This window comes from Kineococcus aurantiacus (assembly GCF_013409345.1).
Classification (GTDB): domain Bacteria; phylum Actinomycetota; class Actinomycetes; order Actinomycetales; family Kineococcaceae; genus Kineococcus; species Kineococcus aurantiacus.
Genome location: NZ_JACCBB010000001.1, coordinates 2,159,055 through 2,178,722, shown reverse-complemented (window position 1 = coordinate 2,178,722; position 19,668 = coordinate 2,159,055). Strand labels below are relative to the sequence as shown.

The 19,668-nt window shown below is 75.5% G+C and carries 21 protein-coding genes and 1 pseudogene; 16 read left to right on the top strand and 6 right to left on the bottom strand.

Going from position 1 to position 19,668, the window contains the following annotated elements:
• The first annotated feature begins 74 nt into the window (after positions 1-74).
• Both BJ968_RS10515 and BJ968_RS10510 read left to right on the top strand, forming a co-directional pair.
• Positions 75-449 carry a MerR family transcriptional regulator gene (locus BJ968_RS10515; RefSeq protein ID WP_179751593.1) on the top strand — a complete coding sequence of 125 codons (375 nt, stop codon included), beginning with the start codon at positions 75-77 and terminating at the stop codon, positions 447-449.
• Positions 446-685, top strand: a complete 240-nt coding sequence (locus tag BJ968_RS10510; RefSeq protein WP_179751591.1) for a hypothetical protein — start codon at positions 446-448, stop codon at positions 683-685. Before BJ968_RS10515 ends, BJ968_RS10510 begins: the two co-directional genes overlap by 4 nt.
• 10 nt (positions 686-695) lie before the next feature.
• On the opposite strand, the gene BJ968_RS10505 is transcribed toward BJ968_RS10510, so the two are convergent.
• The 3 genes from BJ968_RS10505 to pgm are packed head-to-tail and all read right to left on the bottom strand — an operon-like array spanning position 696 to position 3,791.
• Entirely contained in the window at positions 696-1,772 is a 1,077-nt protein-coding gene (locus BJ968_RS10505) for an oxygenase MpaB family protein (RefSeq protein WP_179751589.1), read from the bottom strand.
• Positions 1,769-2,134 (bottom strand): S4 domain-containing protein, encoded by a 366-nt coding sequence (locus BJ968_RS10500; protein ID WP_179751587.1) that lies wholly within the window; start codon positions 2,132-2,134, stop codon positions 1,769-1,771. Before BJ968_RS10500 ends, BJ968_RS10505 begins: the two co-directional genes overlap by 4 nt.
• 7 nt (positions 2,135-2,141) lie before the next feature.
• Positions 2,142-3,791 carry a phosphoglucomutase (alpha-D-glucose-1,6-bisphosphate-dependent) gene (pgm, locus tag BJ968_RS10495; RefSeq protein ID WP_179751585.1) on the bottom strand — a complete coding sequence of 550 codons (1,650 nt, stop codon included), beginning with the start codon at positions 3,789-3,791 and terminating at the stop codon, positions 2,142-2,144.
• 216 nt (positions 3,792-4,007) lie between these two features.
• Here pgm and BJ968_RS10490 point away from each other — a divergent pair, with 216 nt between their 5' ends.
• Together BJ968_RS10490 and BJ968_RS10485 are read left to right on the top strand one after the other, a co-directional pair.
• A complete protein-coding gene (locus tag BJ968_RS10490) occupies positions 4,008-4,145 on the top strand; it encodes a hypothetical protein (protein ID WP_179751583.1) in 138 nt (45 codons plus the stop codon).
• 78 nt (positions 4,146-4,223) lie between these two features.
• The gene (locus BJ968_RS10485) at positions 4,224-5,129 is read left to right on the top strand and encodes an oxidoreductase (RefSeq protein ID WP_179751581.1); all 906 of its coding nucleotides are present in this window, start codon (positions 4,224-4,226) and stop codon (positions 5,127-5,129) included.
• A gap of 54 nt (positions 5,130-5,183) precedes the next feature.
• On the opposite strand, the gene BJ968_RS10480 is transcribed toward BJ968_RS10485, so the two are convergent.
• Positions 5,184-5,918 (bottom strand): YoaK family protein, encoded by a 735-nt coding sequence (locus BJ968_RS10480; protein ID WP_179751579.1) that lies wholly within the window; start codon positions 5,916-5,918, stop codon positions 5,184-5,186.
• Positions 5,919-6,042: 124 nt separating this feature from the next.
• On the opposite strand from BJ968_RS10480, the gene BJ968_RS10475 reads away from it, so the two are divergent.
• Genes BJ968_RS10475 through BJ968_RS26560 form a run of 6 tightly spaced genes read left to right on the top strand, consistent with a single transcriptional unit; the run spans position 6,043 to position 13,577 of the window.
• Positions 6,043-7,686: an ABC transporter substrate-binding protein gene (locus BJ968_RS10475; RefSeq protein WP_179751577.1), complete on the top strand. Its 1,644-nt coding sequence runs from the start codon at positions 6,043-6,045 to the stop codon at positions 7,684-7,686.
• Position 7,687: 1 nt separating this feature from the next.
• A complete protein-coding gene (locus tag BJ968_RS10470) occupies positions 7,688-8,644 on the top strand; it encodes an ABC transporter permease (protein ID WP_179751574.1) in 957 nt (318 codons plus the stop codon).
• Positions 8,641-9,528: an ABC transporter permease gene (locus BJ968_RS10465; protein ID WP_179751572.1), complete on the top strand. Its 888-nt coding sequence runs from the start codon at positions 8,641-8,643 to the stop codon at positions 9,526-9,528. Before BJ968_RS10470 ends, BJ968_RS10465 begins: the two co-directional genes overlap by 4 nt.
• A gap of 59 nt (positions 9,529-9,587) precedes the next feature.
• A complete protein-coding gene (locus BJ968_RS10460) occupies positions 9,588-11,330 on the top strand; it encodes a gamma-glutamyltransferase family protein (RefSeq protein ID WP_343078251.1) in 1,743 nt (580 codons plus the stop codon).
• A gap of 5 nt (positions 11,331-11,335) precedes the next feature.
• Positions 11,336-12,934 (top strand): dipeptide ABC transporter ATP-binding protein, encoded by a 1,599-nt coding sequence (locus BJ968_RS10455; RefSeq protein ID WP_343077952.1) that lies wholly within the window; start codon positions 11,336-11,338, stop codon positions 12,932-12,934.
• A 13-nt stretch (positions 12,935-12,947) separates the two neighbouring features.
• The gene (locus tag BJ968_RS26560) at positions 12,948-13,577 is read left to right on the top strand and encodes an FCD domain-containing protein (RefSeq protein WP_179751568.1); all 630 of its coding nucleotides are present in this window, start codon (positions 12,948-12,950) and stop codon (positions 13,575-13,577) included.
• A 30-nt stretch (positions 13,578-13,607) separates the two neighbouring features.
• On the opposite strand, the gene BJ968_RS10445 is transcribed toward BJ968_RS26560, so the two are convergent.
• Positions 13,608-14,414 (bottom strand): DNA-formamidopyrimidine glycosylase family protein, encoded by an 807-nt coding sequence (locus BJ968_RS10445; RefSeq protein ID WP_179751566.1) that lies wholly within the window; start codon positions 14,412-14,414, stop codon positions 13,608-13,610.
• 137 nt (positions 14,415-14,551) lie between these two features.
• Here BJ968_RS10445 and BJ968_RS10440 point away from each other — a divergent pair, with 137 nt between their 5' ends.
• Positions 14,552-15,583 carry a CapA family protein gene (locus tag BJ968_RS10440; RefSeq protein WP_343077950.1) on the top strand — a complete coding sequence of 344 codons (1,032 nt, stop codon included), beginning with the start codon at positions 14,552-14,554 and terminating at the stop codon, positions 15,581-15,583.
• 19 nt (positions 15,584-15,602) lie between these two features.
• Here the strand turns inward: BJ968_RS10440 and BJ968_RS10435 are convergent, their stop codons facing one another.
• Positions 15,603-16,694, bottom strand: coding sequence for an alkene reductase (locus BJ968_RS10435; RefSeq protein ID WP_343077949.1), 1,092 nt, complete (start codon positions 16,692-16,694; stop codon positions 15,603-15,605).
• Positions 16,695-16,753: 59 nt separating this feature from the next.
• On the opposite strand from BJ968_RS10435, the gene BJ968_RS10430 reads away from it, so the two are divergent.
• The 5 genes and pseudogenes from BJ968_RS10430 to BJ968_RS26555 all read left to right on the top strand — a co-directional run.
• Positions 16,754-17,116, top strand: a complete 363-nt coding sequence (locus BJ968_RS10430) for a hypothetical protein (protein ID WP_179751562.1) — start codon at positions 16,754-16,756, stop codon at positions 17,114-17,116.
• An 11-nt stretch (positions 17,117-17,127) separates the two neighbouring features.
• On the top strand, positions 17,128-17,535 hold the full coding sequence (locus BJ968_RS10425; RefSeq protein WP_179751560.1) for a hypothetical protein: 408 nt from the start codon (positions 17,128-17,130) through the stop codon (positions 17,533-17,535).
• A gap of 16 nt (positions 17,536-17,551) precedes the next feature.
• Entirely contained in the window at positions 17,552-18,712 is a 1,161-nt protein-coding gene (locus BJ968_RS10420; RefSeq protein WP_179751557.1) for an MFS transporter, read from the top strand.
• A gap of 50 nt (positions 18,713-18,762) precedes the next feature.
• Entirely contained in the window at positions 18,763-19,287 is a 525-nt protein-coding gene (locus BJ968_RS10415) for a helix-turn-helix domain-containing protein (protein ID WP_179751555.1), read from the top strand.
• Positions 19,284-19,484: pseudogene (locus tag BJ968_RS26555) on the top strand (ribonuclease HepT family protein); the annotation flags it as partial. The gene BJ968_RS10415 and the pseudogene BJ968_RS26555, both read left to right, overlap by 4 nt.
• Between the last annotated feature and the right edge of the window lie 184 nt (positions 19,485-19,668).

Here is a 19,668-nt window from a genome sequence, read left to right as displayed (position 1 = left end):
CGTGAGGGTCAAGTCGTCCCGGGGTCGATTTCGGTATCGGGACGGGTCCACCGGACGGGGGAGCAGGGGGAGCGGTGCGCATCGGCGAGGTCGCGAAGCGGTCGGGCGTCAGCGTCCGCGCGCTGCGGTACTACGAGGAGCAGGGGCTGCTGGTGGCCGAGCGCAGCCCCGGCGGGCAGCGGCACTACCCCGACTCGGCGGTCGAGCGGGTGCGCTTCATCCAGAACCTCTACGCCGCCGGCCTGGGCAGCAAGGCCGTCGTGCGGATCCTGCCGTGCATGGACCACGGCGTCCTGACCGACGAGATGCACGAGCGGCTGCTGGCCGAACGGGCCCGCGTCCAGGCCCAGCTCGAGGAGCTGACCGCCACCCGCGACAAGCTCGACGACGTCATCCGCGCCGGGCAGGCCTACCGCGCCGACCCCGCGGCCTGCGCGAGGGCCTCGTGACCCCCGGCACCCCCGCCGCCGCGGGCGGGGACGACGAGCGGTTCGCGCGGCTGCGCAAGGAGGCCGCCCGCAAGGGCTGGACCCTGCAGGCCCCCACCAACCGCCACCCCGGCTACCTGCTGACCAGCGGGAGACCGGGGGAGAAGGACGCCCGCATCGCGTTCGGCGCGGCCGGGCCGGTCCTGACGCTGGCCGAGGTCGAGCAGTGGCTGGAGGACCTGCCCCGCAGCCGGTGACGGCCCGGGTTCACGCCGCCGCCGTCTCCCGCAGGAACCGCCGGTTCGCCTCCACGTTCGCCTCCAGCACCGCGTTCCACACCCGGTCCGAGCGCCGCAGCACCGCCAGCCCGGCGCGGGCCAGCGCGGCGGCCAGCGGCACGAGCCGGTCCTGCGGGGCGGGCTCGCCCAGGCCCAGCGCCCGCCCCAGCTGCGGGCCCTGCAGGTGCCGGGCCACGACGCGCGCGGCGGCCAGCGCCGGGCCGTGCGGGATCCGGGTGAGGTCGGTGAGGCCGCCCGCCAGGGCCTCGACCCCGGCGGCCACCAGCACCCGGGAGTCCTGCGACGGCGGACCGGTCAGCGCGTCCACCCGGTGCAGCAGCTCCGCCGCCGAGCGGCGGTCGACGACCCCGGCGAGGAGTTCGGGGCGCACCCCCAGCAGCTCACCCAGGAACCGCCAGTACGTGAGGAACTGCGCGTACTCGGCGTCGGTCACGGCGAACCCCAGCCGGTGCGCCGAGCGGGGCGCGACGACGGTGAAGTCCAGCCAGGTGCGCACGTCGTCGAACTGGCTGATCGGCACCGAGCCGTCGGGCAGCGGACCGCGCCGCTGCAGGCCCCGGCGCACCAGCGCGTGCCCGAGCCGGACCCACGCCGTGGAGACCCAGCCCTCGGCGCCCCGGACCAGGCCCCCCGGCAGGGAGGCCGCCGACAGCCACCGGGCCGTGTCCGTGAGCCGGCCCTGCGTGCCGTGGACCAGGCGTCCGGTCCCGACGAGCACGGCCGCCGGGCCCGGTGGCCGGTAGGAGCTGATGAGCGCCCCGGCCCCCACGTCGAAGACGTGCACGGCCAGCGGGGCCGTGAACGTCGCCCGCGCGCCCGCGGCCAGCAGCGCGGGGTCGGCGCCGTCGGCCAGGCGTTCCAGCTCACCCACGAAAGCGCGCACCGCGGGGTGGGCCGCGCCCGCCGAACCGTCGCGCAGGGCGGTGGCGAACTGCCCCCGCACCGAGGCGTCGTCCAGCACCGCGTCGGCGACGGCGTCGGCGAGCGGGTCCCCGTGGGAACGGGCCCCCTCCAGGTCCAGGGGCGGGTCCGGGGTCGGGTTCACGGGCGTCGTCCTCGCAGTTCGTCCATCTCGCGGCGGTCCCGCTTCGTGGGGCGTCCCGCGCCGCGGTCGCGGGTCCCGAAGGCGCCGAAGAACTCGTCCCTCGGCGGGGGCGGTGGGGACTTGTCGACGTACGCGGCCTGCGCGATCGGCGCGCCCACGCGCTTGTCGAGCAGCCGCACGACCTCGAACACCTTCTCGTACCCCTCGGCCCGGATGCGCACCTCGTCCCCGACGTGCACGGCCGCAGCGGGTTTGGCCCGCTCGCCGTTGAGCCGGACGTGCCCGGCCTTGACCGCGGCGGACGCGACGGACCGGCTCTTGAAGAGCCGGACCGCCCACGTCCACTGGTCGATCCTCGTCACGGGCGGATCAACTCCCGAGGACCCCGTCCACGAGTTCCTGCGCCTCGCGCTGCACCTGCGCCAGGTGGTCGGCGCCGCGGAACGACTCGGCGTAGATCTTGTAGACGTCCTCGGTGCCGGAGGGGCGCGCGGCGAACCACGCCGACTCGGTGACGACCTTCAGCCCGCCGATCTTCGCGCCGTTGCCGGGGGCCTCGGTGAGCTTGGCGACGATCTCCTCGCCCGCCAGCTCGGTCGCGGTGACCTGCTCCGCGGACAGCTTCGACAGCGTCGCCTTCTGCTCGCGGGTGGCGGCCGCGTCGGAGCGCTTGTACTCCGGCGCCCCGAACTCCGCCGTGAGGTCGGCGTAGTGCTCGCTGGGGGTCTTGCCCGTGACCGCGGTGATCTCCGAGGCGAGCAGCGCCAGGAGGATGCCGTCCTTGTCGGTGCTCCACACCCCGCCGTCCTTGCGCAGGAACGACGCGCCCGCGCTCTCCTCGCCGCCGAAACCGACGGAGGAGTCCAGCAGGCCCGGCACGAACCACTTGAACCCGACGGGGACCTCCAGCAGCTTCCGCCCGAGCGAGGCGGCGACGCGGTCGATCATCGAGCTGGACACGAGCGTCTTGCCGATCGCGGCGCCCTGCGACCAGCCCCGGCGGTTCCCGAACAGGTACTGGATGGCGACGGCCAGGTAGTGGTTCGGGTTCATCAGCCCGTCGGCCGTCACGATGCCGTGGCGGTCGGAGTCGGCGTCGTTGCCCGTGGCGATCTGGAACTGGTCGCGCTGGGCGATGAGGGAGGCCATGGCGGAGGGGGAGGAGCAGTCCATCCGGATCTTCCCGTCCCAGTCCAGCGTCATGAACCGCCAGGTCGGGTCCACGAGCGGGTTCACGACGGTCAGGTCCAGGCGGTGCCGTTCGGCGACCGCCTGCCAGAACTCCACGCTGGCCCCGCCGAGGGGGTCGGCGCCGATGCGGATCCCGGCGTCGCGGATCGCGTCGATCTCCAGGACGTTCGGCAGGTCGTCGACGTAGGTGCCGAGGAAGTCGTAGCCCTGCGCGGCCGCGCGGGCCTTCGCGAACGCCACGCGCCGCACGCCCTCGAGCCCCTTCTCCAGGTACTCGTTGGCGCGGCCGGCGATCCAGCCCGTCGCGTCGGTGTCGGCCGGGCCGCCGTTCGGCGGGTTGTACTTGAAACCGCCGTCGCGCGGCGGGTTGTGCGAGGGCGTCACGACGATGCCGTCGGCCAGGCCCGCGCCGGTGGTGCGGATCGAGGACCCCTGCCGGTTGGCGGCGAGGATGGCGTGCGAGACCGCGGGCGTGGGGGTCCAGGAGTCGCGGTCGTCGACGAGGACGGTGACGTCGTTGGCGCCGAGGACCTCCAGCGCGGACACCCACGCCGGTTCGGACAGCGCGTGGGTGTCGCGGCCGAGGAACAGCGGGCCGTCGTAGCCCTGCTCGCGGCGGTAGTCGACGATCGCCTGGGTCGTGGCGAGGATGTGGTCCTCGTTGAAGGCCGCGTCGAGGCTGGAGCCGCGGTGCCCGGAGGTGCCGAAGGCGACGCGCTGGCCGACCTCGGCCGGGTCCGGCTTCGCGGCGTAGTACGCGGTGACGACGTGCGCGACGTCGATGAGGTCCGAGGGCTCGGCGTGCTGTCCTGCGCGGGGGTTGGTCATGGCTTCCTCGTCACTGCGGTCGCACCGGTCGCACCGGCTGGTCGGGCTGGCATCCGTCGTGCCGATGATGCTGCACCGCCCGCCGCCCCCTCGCCACCGCCCCGCCCCGCCGGGCCCGCCGGGGCCCTCGCGCCCCCGCCCCGGCCGCGTCAGCTCGCGGTCCGGGCGGCGCGCGCGGCGGGCGCCTCCTGGTCGCAGATCGCGGCGGCCTCGGGCGTGACCGAGCAGAGCGCGTGGGAGGCGCACCAGGGGTGGGTCCAGGCGCAGGCCGACGCCCACCGCGCGCGCGACCGGGAGGGGTCCACCGCCGACGGGGAGCGCGACGCGCGCCGGCTCGCCGGGCCGCCCGACTGACGCGCGCCGCGCGGGTGCGGGGCGCAGGATCGCCGCAGGGCCGCACCGGCCGGCGGTGCGCGGGACGAGGAGGACGACGTGAGCAGCGCGCGGTGGACGGCGGGCGACGTCCCGGACCAGCACGGCCGGGTGGCCGTGGTCACCGGGGCCAACACGGGCCTCGGCTTCGAGACCGCCGCGGTCCTCGCGGCCCGGGGCGCCACGGTGGTGCTGGCGGTCCGCGACGTCGGCCGGGGGGAGGCGGCCGCGGCGCGGATGGGCGGGGACGTCTCGGTCCAGCGGCTGGACCTGTCCTCGCTCGGCTCGGTCCGGGAGGCGGCGCAGGCGCTGCGGGCCGCGCACCCCCGCCTGGACCTGCTCGTCAACAACGCCGGGGTCATGTACACGCCGCGGGAGACGACGCAGGACGGCTTCGAGCGGCAGTTCGGGACCAACCACCTGGGCCACTTCACCCTGACGGGGCTGCTGCTCGACGCGCTGCTGCCCGTCCCTGGCTCGCGCGTGGTGACCGTCAGCAGCCTGGCCCACCGGTTCCGGGCCGCGATCCGCTTCGAGGACCTGCAGTGGGAGCGCTCCTACTCCCGCGCCGGCGCCTACGGGCAGTCCAAGCTGGCGAACCTGCTGTTCACCTACGAGCTGCAGCGCCGGCTCGCGGCCCGCGGCGCGGCGACGATCGCGGTGGCCGCGCACCCAGGGGTGTCGAACACCGAGCTGGTCCGCAACTCCCCGGCCCCGGTGCGGGCGGCGATGGAGCGGTTCGGGTCGCTGCTCGCGCAACCGGCGGCCGCGGGGGCGCTGCCGACGCTGCGGGCCGCCACCGACCCGGCCGTCCTGGGCGGGCAGTACTTCGGGCCGGGCGGTCCCGGTGAGTCGCGCGGCCTGCCGCGGCCGGTCGTCTCCAGCCCGCAGTCGCACGACCTCGCCGTCCAGCAGCGGCTGTGGGCCGTCTCCGAGGAGCTCACCGGGGTCCGCTTCCCCGTGTGACCCCGGGATGACCCCGGGGTCACCCCCGGGGGTGGGCCGGGGTGGGCCGGGGGTTCAGCGGGTGGCGTGCGCCCGCAGGTGGCCCAGGACGGCGGCCACGAGGGAGATGAGGGCGGCCAGGCCCAGCCCGGCGCCGACGTGCCAGCGCAGCAGCGCCGCGCCGACGGCCGCGCCGGCGAGGATGAGCACGACCGCGCCGAGGCGGCGGCGCCACCCCTCGCCGCTGCCGCCGGCGAGGCGGGAGTCGGCGGCCAGCCCCGTCAGGGTCGAGGTGACGACGACCGTGGTGACGTCCTTGACCCCCAGCCGGCGCGCGGCCGCGGCCTGACCGCCCATCGCCAGGCCCAGCACGGTGGTCACGACCAGGGCGGCCGGCGGCGGGGTGGTGCCGGGCTCGACGGGCAGCCCGGCGATGAGCGAGGCGGCCACGGCCAGGCCGGCCAGCACGACCCCGACGAGCGCGAAGACCCACGTGGAGGCGGTCGTCCACCCCGTCGCGGCGCGGCGCAGCACCCGGCCCACGACGGCGGCGCCGAGGAGGAAACCGGCCAGGGCGAGCACGGGGCCCAGGATCGGCAGGTCCTGCGACCCGGTGAGGGCCATCCCGAGGATCACGACGTTGCCGGTCATGTTGGCGGTGAAGACGCGGTCCAGCCCGAGGTAGCCGACGGCGTCGACGATCCCGGTGGAGAACGTCAGGACGAGCATGAGCGCGAGGTGCCAGGAGGCGCGGCGCGCCGGGTCCCCGGTGGTGCCGGCGGGCTTCTCGGACGTCTTCTCGGGGGGCATCGCGGTCTCCGTGCTCGGTGGGCTGGGCGACCCCGCGGTGTGAAACACGGGGGAAACACGGGAAGAGTACGGTGCCTGAATTGTATACGTTCGGCTGCCGAATCCGACCTGCGAGAGGTTCGCGATGACTGCCCGACCAGCACTGCTCACGACCGCCGCGCTCGCACCCCTGCTGGCCCTGACCGCGTGCGTGCCCGTCCAGCCCGTCGGGCAGGCGCCCGAGCGCGAGGACGTCACCGGGGTCCCGGTCGGCGACCGCCCCCTGCGCGACGGCGGCGACCTCGTCATGGCCCTGTCCGCCGAACCCGACCGGCTCGACCCCACGACGTCGTCCTCGCTCTACACGCGCTACGTCATGAACGCGATCTGCGAGAAGCTCTACGACATCGACGCCGACGGGAACCTCGTCCCCCAGCTCGCCGAGGCCCTGCCCACGACCTCGCCCGACGGCCTCACCGTGACGATCCCCGTCCGCTCCGGCATCCGGTTCGCCGACGGCACCCCGCTGGACGCCGCCGCCGTCGTCACGACGCTCGAACGCAACCTCACCCTGCCGACGAGCAGCCGCAAGAACGAGCTCGGGCCCGTCCGCGACGTCGAGGCGACCGGCCCCTCGACCGTCGTCGTCCACTACGAGACGCCGTTCGCCCCGCTCACCGCCTCCCTCGCCGACCGCGCCGGCGTGGTCATGTCACCCGCGGCGCTGGCCGAACGGGGGGAGGACTTCGGCGACCACCCCACCTGCGTGGGGCCCTTCAAGTTCGTCGACCGCGTCCCGCAGACGTCGATCACCGTCGAACGCGACCCCGGCTACTACGCGGCCGACCAGGTCCACCTCGACTCCATCACCTACCGGATCATGACCGACGCCACCATCCGCGCCGCGAACCTGCGGTCCGGGGACGTGCAGGTCGCCGACAGCCTGTCCCCGCAGGACGTCGACGCGCTGCGGCAGGAGGAGGGCACCGGCCTGCTGCAGACCGGCTCGTTCGGGTACCAGGGCGTCACCTTCAACCTCGGGAACACCGACGGCGTGGGGAAACCCCCGGGCCGCATCGACACCCCGCTGGCGACGGACCCGCGCATCCGCGAGGCGTTCTCGCTCGCCGTCGACCGGCAGGCCCTCGTGAACTCGGTGTTCAACGACTGGTACCAGCCGGCCTGCTCGTTCATCTCCCCCGACAGCGTCTACGCCACCGAGGCCTCCGACGCCTGCCCGCCGCACGACCCGGCCCGGGCCGAGGAGCTGCTCACCGAGGCCGGGGTGGAACTGCCGTACCGGATCAGGGTGTCCGCCTCGAACACCGCCGACACGCTGCGGCTCTCGCAGGCCCTGCAGGCCAGCGTCGCCGAAGCCGGTTTCCAGCTCGAGATCGAACCCGTCGAGTACTCCACGCTGCTGGACCAGCAGTCCTCCGGCGACTTCGAGGCCGTCCAGCTCGGCTGGTCCGGCCGCGTCGACCCGCACGGGAACTCCTCCAGCTTCCTGACCACCGGCGCGGGCAGCAACTACTCGGGGTACTCCGACCCCGAGGTCGACGCGCTGCTCAAGCAGGCCGCCCGCAGCACCGACCCCGCCGTCCGCGCCGACCTCTACGGGCAGGTCGTCGCGATCGTGCAGCGGGACAACCCGATCGTCTACCTCTACCGCGTGCGCAGCATCACCGGGTACGTCAGTTCCGGTGAGGACGCCGTCGCCGGGGTCGAGACCTACGCCGACGGCGTCGTCCGCCTCGGGCGGGCCGCCTTCCTCCAGGGGAGTGAGTGAGATGGGACGTTTCCTGCTGTCCCGGGTCTGGCAGAGCGTCGTGACGCTCCTGCTCGCCTCGGTGGTCGTCTTCGCCGGGGTGCGCGCGCTGCCCGGCGACCCCGCCCTCGCCGCCGCCGGGGAGGAGGCCACCCCGGAGGCGCTCGCGGCCGTGCGCGCCGACCTCGGCCTGGACCAGCCGGTCTGGGTGCAGTACTGGAGGTTCCTCACCCACGCCCTGACCGGCGACCTGGGGACCTCGGTGCGCACGGGGACGCCGGTGACCGAGCTCATCGGCGCGACGCTGCCCGTCACGGTCTGGCTGTCCGTCTACGCCATGCTCTTCGCGGTCGTGCTGGGCCTGGCGATGGGTGTCGTCGCCGCGGTCCGCCGCGGGACCTGGGCCGAGGCCGGCGTCAACGGGCTGTCGCTGCTGGGGCTGTCGGTGCCGAGCTTCTGGCTGGGGCTGCTGGCGATCCTCTACCTGGCCGTAGGGCTCGGCTGGTTCCCCGCCTCCGGGTACGTCTCCCCGGCCGAGGACCCGCTGCGGTCCCTGCACCACCTCACGCTGCCGGCGGTCATCCTCGGCGCCGGGATCGCCGCGGTCGTCATGCGCCAGACCCGGGCCTCGATGCTGCAGAACCTCTCGGCCGACTACGTCCGCACCGCCCGCGCCAAGGGCGCCTCCCGCTCGGCCGTCGTGCTGCGGTTCGCGCTGCGCAACTCCCTCGTCGTCGTCGTCACCCTCGTCGGCCTGCAGCTGGGCGGGCTGATCTCCGGCGCCGTCGTCACCGAGCGCATCTTCGGCCTGCCCGGTTTCGGCAAGCTGACGCTGGACTCGGTGTTCAGCCGCGACTACCCCGTCATCGAGGGCGTCGTCCTCGTCGTGACCCTCGCCTACGTCGTCATCAACCTCGTGGTCGACGTGCTCTACACCGTCCTCGACCCCCGCATCCGCGTCGCCGGAGGTGCCCGATGAGCCAGACCGTGCAAGCCGCCGACAGGCTCGAGGTGGACCTCGGGTCCAGCCGCGGGCTCGTCCTGAAGCGCATGCTGCGCAACCCCTCCGGCGTGGTGGGGATGGTCCTGGTGGCCCTGGTGGTGCTCGCCGCGCTGCTGGCCCCGCTGCTCGCGCCGTACCCGCCGGCGCAGGTCCACTTCGAGACCCCGTTCCAGGTGCCGCGCACCGTGGGGTTCTGGCTGGGCACCGACGACCTGGGCCGCGACGTGATGTCCCGCATCCTGTTCGGCCTGCGCGCCTCGCTGCAGGTGGCCGTCCTGGCCGTCGTGCTCTCCGTCGTCGTCGGCACCCCGCTGGGGCTGGCGGCGGGGTACTGGCGGGGGCTGGACGTCGTGGTGTCCCGGCTCACCGACGTCGTCCTGGCCTTCCCGTTTCTCGTCCTGGCCGTCGGCCTGGCCGCGATCCGGGGGGCCAGCCTGGGCAACGCGGCGATCGCCCTGGGCGTCGCGCACGTGCCGCAGGTCATCCGCGTCGTGCGCGCCGAGACGCTGCGGCTGCGCGAGGCCGAGTACGTGCTGGCCGCCCGGACGATGGACGCCTCCGGCGCGCGCGTCCTGGCCACCCACGTCCTGCCGAACGCGGTGCCCTCGATCGTCGTGCAGGCCACCGTCATCGTGCCGGCCGTCGTCATCGGCGAGGCCCTGCTGTCGTTCCTCGGCCTGGGCATCCAGCCGCCCACCCCGAGCCTGGGCATCATGCTGTCCGACGCCCAGCAGTACATCTTCCGCGCGCCGACGGCGGCGCTGTTCCCCGGCCTGGCGATCCTGCTGGTCTGCCTGGCCTTCAACCTGTTCGGCGACGCCCTGCGCGACGCCCTCGACCCGAGCGGAGCAACCCGGTGAGCGCCTTCGTCCCCCCGGCCGACCACACCACCCGGCCCACCCTGCGCGGCACCTTCGGCATGACGGCCTCGACGCACTGGCTGGCCTCGGCCACCGGGCAGTCGGTCCTGGAGCGCGGCGGCAACGCCTTCGACGCCGCCGTGGCCACCGCGTTCGTCCTGCACGTCGTCGAACCGCACCTCAACGGACCCGGCGGGGACATGACGTGCGTGTTCGCCACCGCGGACGACCCCACGCCCGTCGTCCTCAACGGGCAGGGCCCGGCGCCCGCGGGAGCCACGATCGAGCACTACCGGGCCGAGGGCCTGGACACGGTGCCCGGCGCGGGTGGGCTGGCCGCGGCCGTCCCCGGCGCGGTCGACGCCTGGGTGGTGCTGCTGCGCGACCACGGCACGTGGGAGCTCGCCGACGTCCTGGAACCGGCCATCGGGTACGCCCGCGACGGGCACCCCGTCGTCGGCCGGGTCGGCACGACCATCGCCTCGGTGGCCGGCCTGTTCCGCGAGCACTGGCCCAGCTCGGCCGCGCTGTGGATGCCGGACGGGCGCGTCCCGGCGGCCGGCGACGTCATCACCAACCCCGCGTGGGCGCGCACGCTGCAGCGCCTCCTGGACGCCGGGAAGGACGCCGGGTCCCGCGAGGAGCGGATCGAGGCGTTCCGCACCGAGTGGCGCGAGGGTTTCGTCGCCCGCGAGGCCGTGGAGTTCCTGCGCACCCCGCACCGGCACTCCTCCGGCACCGACCACGCCGCCGTCCTGGAGGTCTCGGACTGGTCCGCGTTCTCCGCCGGGTACGAACCCGCCACGACGGTCGAGTTCCGCGGCACCACCGTCGCCAAGACCGGCCCCTTCGGCCAGGGCCCGGTGCTGCTGCAGGCGCTGCGCCTGCTCGACGGGTTCGACGACGCCGACCTCGACCCCTCGACCGTCCGCGGCGCCCACACCGTCCTGGAGGCGCTGAAGCTGGCGCTGGCCGACCGCGACGCCTGGTACGGCTCGGAGGCCGACCCCGACGTCCTGCGCGAGCTGCTCTCGGAGGAGTACGCCGCGACCCGGCGCGCCCTCATCACCGACCGCGCCTCCCACGAGTTCCGTCCCGGCACCGTCGGCGGCCGGGAACCCTTCGTGCCGCCGCTGCGCACCGACGCCCCGTCCGCGGTCGGCGTGGGCGAACCCACCGTCGGTGAACCCACCGTGGAGAGCACCGGCACCACCCGCGGCGACACCTGCCACGTCGACGTCGTCGACCGCTGGGGCAACGTCGTGTCCGCGACCCCGTCGGGCGGCTGGCTGCAGTCCTCCCCGACCGTGCCGGAACTGGGGTTCTGCCTCGGGTCGCGGCTGCAGATGACCTGGCTGGAGGAGGGGGGCCCCTCCTCGCTGCGCCCGGGCGGGCGGCCCCGCACGACGCTGACCCCCACGCTGCTGCTGCGCGACGGCGAACCCGTCGAGGCGCTGGGCACCCCCGGCGGGGACCAGCAGGACCAGTGGCAGCTGCTGTACCTGCTGCGCACCCTCGTCGGCGGGTACTCCCCGCAGGAGGCCATCGACGCGCCCGCCCTGCACACGACCTCGATGCCGGGCTCGTTCTGGCCGCGCACCTGGACCCCCGGCGGCGCCGTCGTCGAGGCCCGGATCGGTGAGGACGTCATCGCCGGGCTGACCGAGCGCGGGCACGTCGTGACCCGCTCGGGGGACTGGTCGCTGGGCCGGCTGTCCTGCGCCGGGCGCGACCCGCGCACCGGGGTGCTGCACGCCGCCGCGAACTCCCGCGGCGCCCAGGGCTACGCGGTGGGGCGGTGAGCGCGGTGGACGCGACAAACCCGGTGGACCCGGTGACCAGGGGCGGGGAACTGCTGCGGGTCGAGGGGCTGCAGGTCGCCTACGGGGCGACCACCGTGCTGCACGGCGTCGACGTGAGCGTCCGCCGCGGCCACCGCGTCGCCGTCGTGGGCGCGTCCGGCTCGGGCAAGTCGACGACGGCCGCGGCCGTCCTGGGGCTGCTGCAGGGCGCGGGCCGCGTCACCGGCGGCCGGGTCGTCGTGGCCGGCGACGACGTCACCGCCGCGCTGCGCGAGCGCGACGAGAACCGGCTGCGGCGGCTGCGGGGACGGCAGGTCGGGCTCGTCCCGCAGGACCCCATGTCGAACCTCAACCCCTCGGCCCGCGTCGGCCGGCAGGTCGCCGAGACGCTGGCGATGCACGGGCTGGCCCGGGGCTCGGCCGCCCGCGACCGCGCCGTGGAACTGCTGGAGGAGGCCGGCATCCCCGACGCCGGCCGGCGCGCGCGGCAGTACCCGCACGAGTTCTCCGGCGGGATGCGCCAGCGCGTCCTCATCGCGATGGCGCTGGCCGCCGAACCGGAGCTGCTCATCGCCGACGAGCCCACCTCCGCGCTCGACGTCACCGTGCAGCGGCAGATCCTCGACCACCTCGACCGGCTCACCGCCGCCCGCGGGGCGTCGCTGCTGCTGGTGACCCACGACCTCGCCCTGGCCGCGGACCGCTGCGACGACGTCGTGGTGATGTCCGAGGGCCGGGTCGTCGAGACCGGCCCGGCCGCGCGGGTGCTGCGGGAGCCGGCCGCGGAGTACTCCCGGGCGCTGGTGGCCGCGGCCCCCGCCACGGCCGGGCGGACCGCGCCGCGCGCGCTGCCCGAACCGCCCGCCGCGGACGTCCTCGTCGTGCAGGACCTGGTGAAGGAGTACCGCGTCCGGGGCCAGCGGGAGCGGCTGCGGGCCGTGGACGGGGTGTCCTTCACCGTCCCGGCGGGCACCACGACCGCCGTCGTGGGGGAGTCCGGCTCGGGCAAGACGACCACCGCCCGGCTCGTCCTGGGACTGGAGGCCCCCACGAGCGGGCGGATCGACGTCGACGGCGGCCGCCGCGACGTCCAGCCGGTGTTCCAGGACCCCTTCGGGTCCCTGGACCCGACGAAGACGCTGGAACGGCTCATCGACGAACCGCTGCGGATCGCCCGCGTCGGGGACGCCCGCAGCCGCCGCGCCCGCGTCGGGGAGCTGCTCGACCAGGTGTCCCTGAGCCGCGCCACGGCCCAGCGCCGCCCCGTGGAGCTGTCCGGCGGGCAGCGCCAGCGCGTCGCCATCGCCCGGGCGCTGGCCCTGAACCCCAAGGTCGTCGTGCTCGACGAGGCGACCTCGGCCCTGGACGTCCTCGTGCAGCAGCAGGTGCTGGGGCTGCTGGAGCGGCTGCAGGACGAGCTGGGCCTGACGTACCTGTTCATCACCCACGACCTGGCCGTCGCGCGGCACCTGGCGCACCGCGTGCTCGTCATGCGGTCCGGCAGGGTCGTGGAACAGGGCATGATCGGGGACGTGTTCGACCACCCCCGCGAGGAGTACACCGCCCAGCTGCTGTCGGCGATCCCGGGCCGGGCCGCGGCCTGACGGGGGAGCGGGGGTGGGGGCTTCGGCCGAGCGGGTCACCGGGCAGCTGCGCCGCGACGTCCTCGGCGGGTTCTTCCCGCCGGGGGCGCGGCTGACCGAGGCGGTCCTCGTGGAGCGCTACGGCACCTCCCGGGTGCCGGTGCGGGAGGCGCTGCGGGCGCTGGCCGGGGAGGGCTTCGTGGAGCTGCGGCCCAACGCCGGGGCCCGCGTCGCGCAGGTGCCCGTCGACGACCTCGCCGACCTGTACGCCGTGCGGTGCGTCGTGGAGGAGATCACCGCCAGCCGCTGCGCCCACCGGGTCGCGGCGGGGGAGACCGCCGTGGTCGAGGAGCTGACCGGCATCGTCGAGGCCGGTTTCGCCGCCCTCGACGCCGGCGACCCGGTCCTGGGGGCGGAGCTGAACTCCCGGTTCCACGGCACGATCGCGGTGCTGTCGGGGTCGCACAGCATGGCGATGGTCCTGCGCCGCGTCAGCGAGCAGATCCAGTGGGCCTACGCCACGACCGTCCCGCAGCAGGGGCACCGCGCCTGGACCGAGCACCGGCGCATCGTCGCGGCCATCGCCAGCGGGGACGGGGCGCGGGCGGGGCGGGCGATGGTCCGCCACGTCGAGACGTCCCGGCGGGGCTTCACCCGGTCCTGAGCGACCCGGTCCGCAGGGCTGCCCGCGGGCTCAGACCTGCTCGGCCGGGCACCACCACGTCGTGCGGCCCCCGACCGTGGCGCGCACCATCTCCGCCCCGCAGCGCGGGCAGTGCCCCCCGGCCCTGCGGTGCGGGACGACCTCCCCGGTGTGGACGCCGCCGTGCTTGACGGCGTGCCGGATGCCGCCGCGCAGCTCCCGGCGCAGCCGGTCCAGGTCCTCCACGGTCAGCTCCCCCGCGGGGTGCAGGGGGCTCAGCCGGGCCCGCCACAGCACCTCGTCGGCCAGCAGGTTCCCCACCCCCGCCAGCACCGACTGGTCCATGACCCGGGCCTTGAGCGGGGCCGTGCCGCGGCCCACCCGGGCACGGAACTCCTCGCGGCCGATGAGCTCGGCGTCGGGCCCCAGGGCGTCGAGGTCGGGGTCCAGCCGCACCCGGCCCAGCCGCCGCTTGTCGAACAGCCGCAGCGACCCGCCGTCGGCGAAGACGATCGAGAAGCGGTACCACTCCTCCTTCTGCGGGCCGGTGGCCGGCCGCGGCCCGGCGTAGTCACCGCCGACGGACAGCGTCCCGTCCGGTGCGGTGACGAACACGCGGCCGCTCATGCCCAGGTGGATGCCCAGGGCCGGGCCGTCGCCGGAGGTGTCGCACCACATCGACTTCCCGCGGCGGTGCGCCGCCGTCAGCGTGCGGCCCACGAGGGCCTTGGCGATGTCGCCGGGGGCGTGCGGGCGGCACTCGTAGGTGTCGTTGTCGTCGACCTCGGCGATCTCCCGGTGCAGGCCACCGGCCTCGATGACGGCGCGGGCGGTCTCGACCTCGGGCAGTTCGGGCACGCAGGGACGCTAACCGAGGAACCGGCGGACGGCGCGCGGGTGCCCTCCCCGGTCTCCCGGCGGGTGGCCCTGCCGGGGTCAGCCTCGTGCCCGGCGGGGCGCCGGGGCGGGCGCCGCGGGCGAACTACCGTTCACCCGTGCGCAAGCTGTGCGGAGCGGTCCTCGCGGTCACGACCCTCGTCGTGGCGGGGGGCTGCTCCCGACCCGACGAACCCGCCCGCCCCGACCCGCGGCCCGTCACGATCGCCGTCGCCGGGGACACCCACTTCGAGGGGGCCAGCGCGTCCGCGCTCGAACCCGGTGGGCTGCAGGCCATCGCGCCCGTGCTGGGGGCCGCCGACCTCGCGGTCGTCAACGTCGAGACGGCCATCACCGACCGCGGGCAGGCCGCGGGGAAGAAGTACACGTTCCGGGCGCCGGCGTCCGCGCTCGGGGCGCTGGAGGCCGCGGGCGTCGACGTCGCGGCCATGGCCAACAACCACAGCCTCGACTACGGGCGCACCGGGCTCACCGACACCCTCGCCGCGGCGGAGGCCGAGGGCCTGCCGGTCATCGGCCTGGGGCGCGACGCCGACGCCGCGTTCGCCCCCCACCGCGCCACCGTCGACGACAACCGGATCGCGGTGTTCGACGCGACGCAGGTGCTCGACTCCTCCCTGGCGACGGCGTGGACCGCGACGGACACCCAGCCGGGGCTGGCCTCCGTCCAGACCGCCGCCGGCCGGCAGCGGCTCGTCGACGCGGTGGAGGCCGAGCGGTCCCGCAGCGACTCGGTCGTCGTGGTCCTGCACTGGGGCAGGGAGTCCCGGGACTGCCCCACCGACGACCAGCAGGGCCTCGCGGCCGCGCTCGTCGCCGCCGGGGCCGACGCCGTCGTCGGGTCCCACGCCCACGTCCAGCTCGGCCAGGGGTACCTGGAGTCGGGCGGGCGGAAGGGTTTCGTCGACTACGGCCTGGGCAACTTCGTGTTCTACGCCAAGAGGGGGGCCGCCGTGGAGACGGGGGTCCTGGAACTCACCCTCCCCGGCACGGGCGGGGTGTCGGCCGCGCGGTGGCGACCGGCGACGATCCGCGGCGGGGTGCCCGTGCCGCTGGAGGGCGAGGCGGCCGACGAGGCGGTGCGGCACAAGGAGTCCCTGCGCTCGTGCACCGACCTCGCGGCCTCCTGAGCCCCGGTCGGGGCAGGCGTCAGGAGCGGGGCGTCAGGAACGGGTAGTCGGTGTAACCGGCCGCGCCCTGCCCGTACGACGTCGAGGGGTCCAGCTCGTTCTCCGGGTGACCGCCGACCCAGCGCTCCAGCAGGTCCGGGTTCGCCATGACGGCCCGGCCGACGGCCACGACGTCCGCGGCGCCGTCGGCGAGGTACCCGGCGGCCTCCTCGCGGGCCGTCACCCGCGCGAACCCGCTGTTCACCATGAGCGGCCCGCCGAAGCGCTTGCGCAGCCCCTGGACGAACTCCCCCGAGGGGTCGGCGTGCAGGACGCTCAGGTACGCCAGCCCCAGCGGCTGCAGCTGCTCCACCAGGTGGGTGTAGGTGGCCTCGACGTCGGCGGGGTCGGTCTCCAGGGCGTCCTGGATGTTGTGCGCGGGGGAGATGCGGATGCCGACGCGGCCCGCGCCGATCTCGGCGGCCACCGCGCGGGTCACCTCCACGGCCAGCCGGGCCCGGTTCTGCGGGGACCCGCCGTAGGCGTCGGTGCGGTGGTTCGAGCCCGGCGCCAGGAACTGGTGCAGCAGGTACCCGTTGGCGCTGTGCACCTCCACGCCGTCCAGTCCGGCGTCCACGGCGCGGCGCGCGGCCGCCACGAACTCCGCCACGATTCCGGGGATCTCCTCCTCGGTCAGCGCGTGCGGCACGGGGTACGGCTCCTTGCCGTCGGCCGTGTGCGCCTCGCCGGAGACCGCGACCGCGCTGGGGGCCACGATCCGGTCGGTGCCGGTGATGTCGGTGTGCGAGACGCGGCCGCCGTTCATGAGCTGCACCACGATCCGGCCGCCCGCGGCGTGGACGGCGTCGGCGACGGCGCGCCAGCCCTCCTGCTGGGCGTCGGTGACCAGGCCGGGCTGGCCGGGGTAGGAGCGGGACTCGTGGCTGGGGTACGTGCCCTCGGCCACGATCAGCCCCAGCGAGGCGCGCTGGGCGTAGTGCTCGGCCACGAGCGGGCCGGGCACGCCGGCCGCGCCGGCGCGCGTGCGCGTCAGCGGTGCCATGACGAGGCGGTTGGGCAGGGCCAGGTCCCCGAGGGTGACGGGCGTGAGGAAGGGCGAGGCGGTGTCCACGCTGAGGGGCAACGAGCGGACCGCGGTCCGGATTCCCGGCGCACGTAGAGTTCACCCCCGTGTCCGGTCTCCTCGTCGCCGTCCTCAGCCTGTTGGCCCTGGTGATGGCCGGGTGGGCGGTCGTGGTCGTCGCCCGGGACCGGCGCGTCGGGCGCGCCACCCTCGCCGGCCTCGGCGTCGTCGAGCTGGCCGTGCTCGCGGTCACCGTCGACGGCTTCGCGGCGCTGGCCGGCGGGACCCGCCCCGTGGAGACCGCGACGTCCGTCGCCTACCTCGTCGTGGCGCCCTTCGTCCTGCCCGCCGCGACCCTGTGGGCCCTGACCGACCGGTCCCGGCCCAGCCCCCTCGTCCTCGTCGTGGCCTGCCTGGCCGTCGTCGTCATCGCCTACCGCGCGTTCCTGCTGTTCGCGGTCACCCAGTGAGGAAGGTCCAGTTGGCTCAGGAGCGCCGCACCACCGGGCTCGGCCGGGTCCTCGTGGCCCTCTACGCGGTCTTCGCGGTGGCGGCCGTCTCCCGCGCCGCCGTCCAGATCGCCACCGAGTTCCACGTGGCCCCCGTCGCGTACCTGCTGTCCGCGTTCGCCGGCGTCGTCTACGTCCTGGCGACCGTCGGGCTCGGGCGCTCCGGCGAGCGCTGGCGGCGCGTCGCGTGGGTGGCGTGCACCGTCGAGCTCGTCGGCGTCCTCGCCGTCGGCACCCTCAGCCTCACCGACCCCGCCGCCTTCCCCGACGCCGCCGTCTGGTCCCGCTACGGCAGCGGCTACGGGTACGTCCCCCTCGTCCTGCCCGTCCTCGGCCTCGTCTACCTGCGCCGCGAGGCCCGGGCCGCCCGCACCCGCTGACCGGCCCCCTCCCCCCGTGACCCGCCGCACCACCGCCCTCCTGCTGCTGCTCGGCCTCGTCCTGGTCGGCTGCGCCATGCGCGCCCCCCTGACCGGCGTCGGCTCCGTCCTGCCCCTGGTCACCGCCGACCTGCACCTGTCCGCCGCGGCCGCCGGCGCGCTGACCTCCCTGCCGCTGCTGGCCTTCGCCGCCAGCTCCCTGGTCGTGCCGAAGGTCGCCGGGCGCATCGGCCAGCGACCCGCCCTCGTCCTCGCGCTGCTCCTGCTGGGCGCCGGCGCCCTGCTGCGCTGGGTCCCCGGCGTCGTCCCCCTCTTCGCCGGCACCGCCGTCGTCGGCGTCGCCATCGCCGTCGCCAACGTCCTCGTGCCCGCCCTCGTGCGCACCGAGTTCCCCGGCCGCATCGCCCTCCTGACCAGCACCTACGTCGTCCTCATGCAGGTCGTCGGGAGCCTGGCCTCCGGTGTCGCCGTGCCCCTGGCCACCGTCGTCGCGGGCGGCTGGCGGACGGCGCTGGCCGTGTGGGCCGCGCCCGCGCTGCTCGCCGCCCTCCTGTGGCTGCCGCTGCTGCGCGACCACCGCGCGGCCGCCGCCCGCGGGCACGCCCCCACGCCGTGGCGCTCACCCCTGGCGTGGGCCGTGACGGCCTTCACGGGCTCGCAGTCGCTGCTGTTCTACGTCCTGCTGTCCTGGCTGGCCACCATCGCGCGCGACCGCTCCGGCGTGGACCCCACGAGCGCCGGGGTCCTGCTGTCGGTCCTGCAGGTCGCCGGGGTCGTCGGCTCCCTCGTGGCGCCCGCGGTCGCGGGCCGGTCCGTGCCGCGCGCGCGGGCCGCGGCGATCGGCTCGACCGCCTTGTCGGTGGCGGGCATCGGGCTGCTGCTGGCGGCCCCCGCGGCGGCCCACGCCGCGGTCGTGCTCGCCGGTCTCGGCGGCGGCGGGTCCGTCGTGCTGGCGCTGGCGGCCGTCTCGGCGCGCGCCGCGGACGGTCCCGGGGCGGCCGCGCTGTCGGGCATGGCGCAGGCCCTCGGGTACGCCCTCGCGGCCGTCGGGCCCATCGCCTTCGGGGCCCTGCACGCGCTCACGGGCGGCTGGACGGTGCCGCTGGCGGTCCTGACGGCGTTCGCCGTCGTGCAGTTCGTGCCGGCCTGGGCGGCGCACCGGGACGCGACGGTCTGAGGGGCGGGGACGGTCCTCCCCGTACATCGACGATCCGCTATTTTGTCGTCATGCCGGTCGTCGACTCCGCCGATGCGCTGCTGCGGGAGGCCCGCCGACGCGCCGGGCTCACCCAAGCTCAGCTGGGTCAGCGCGCCGGAGTGACCCAGAGCGTCATCAGCGCCTACGAGTCCGGCCACCGGCAGCCCTCCCTGCCGACGTTGCTGCACCTGCTGCGCGCCAGCGGACACGTGCTCGACGCCTCGTTGGTCGCCGTCGACGCCCCGCCCACCGCCCCGCTGTCCGGGCCCCTGGGGCAGCGCCTGCGCCGGCACCGACGCAGGGTCAAAGCCGTCGCCGCCGCCCACGGCGTGCACCACGTCCGCGTCTTCGGCAGCACCGCCCGCGGTACCGAACGCGCCGGCTCCGACGTGGACCTGCTCGTGGACCTTCCGGCCGGGACAGGGTTGTTCGCCCTCGGGCGCCTCCGCCGTGAACTCGAAGACCTCCTCGACGCCCCTGTCGACCTGGTCCCCGAGGACGGGCTCAAACCCGAGGTCCGCGCGAGCGTCGAAGCGGACCTGGTGGCCCTGTGAGCCGGCACGCCCACCAGCGCCTGTTGGACGTGCTGGCTGCCCTGGACGCCATCGAGGCCCACACCCGCCGCGGCGACCTGTCGGACGGTCTCGTCTTCGTCCCCCGCGAGCGGGAGGTGCCCCCAGCCGTCCGTGTTCGGCTGATCGAGATCGGCGAGGCCGTCAAAGCCGTACCGGACCAGGTGCTGGCCGACGAGCCGGACCTGCCGTGGTCGGAGATCGCCCGGATGCGCGACCACCTCGCCCACCGCTACTTCGCTCCCCCACGCTTCGCGCGGGAGGTACCCCCTCCACCCACTCCCTCGTCGCCGCCACCGTCACCCAGGACCTGCCCGGGCTCCGCCGCGCCGTGCAACGCCTGCTGGGGAACACCGGCGCTTG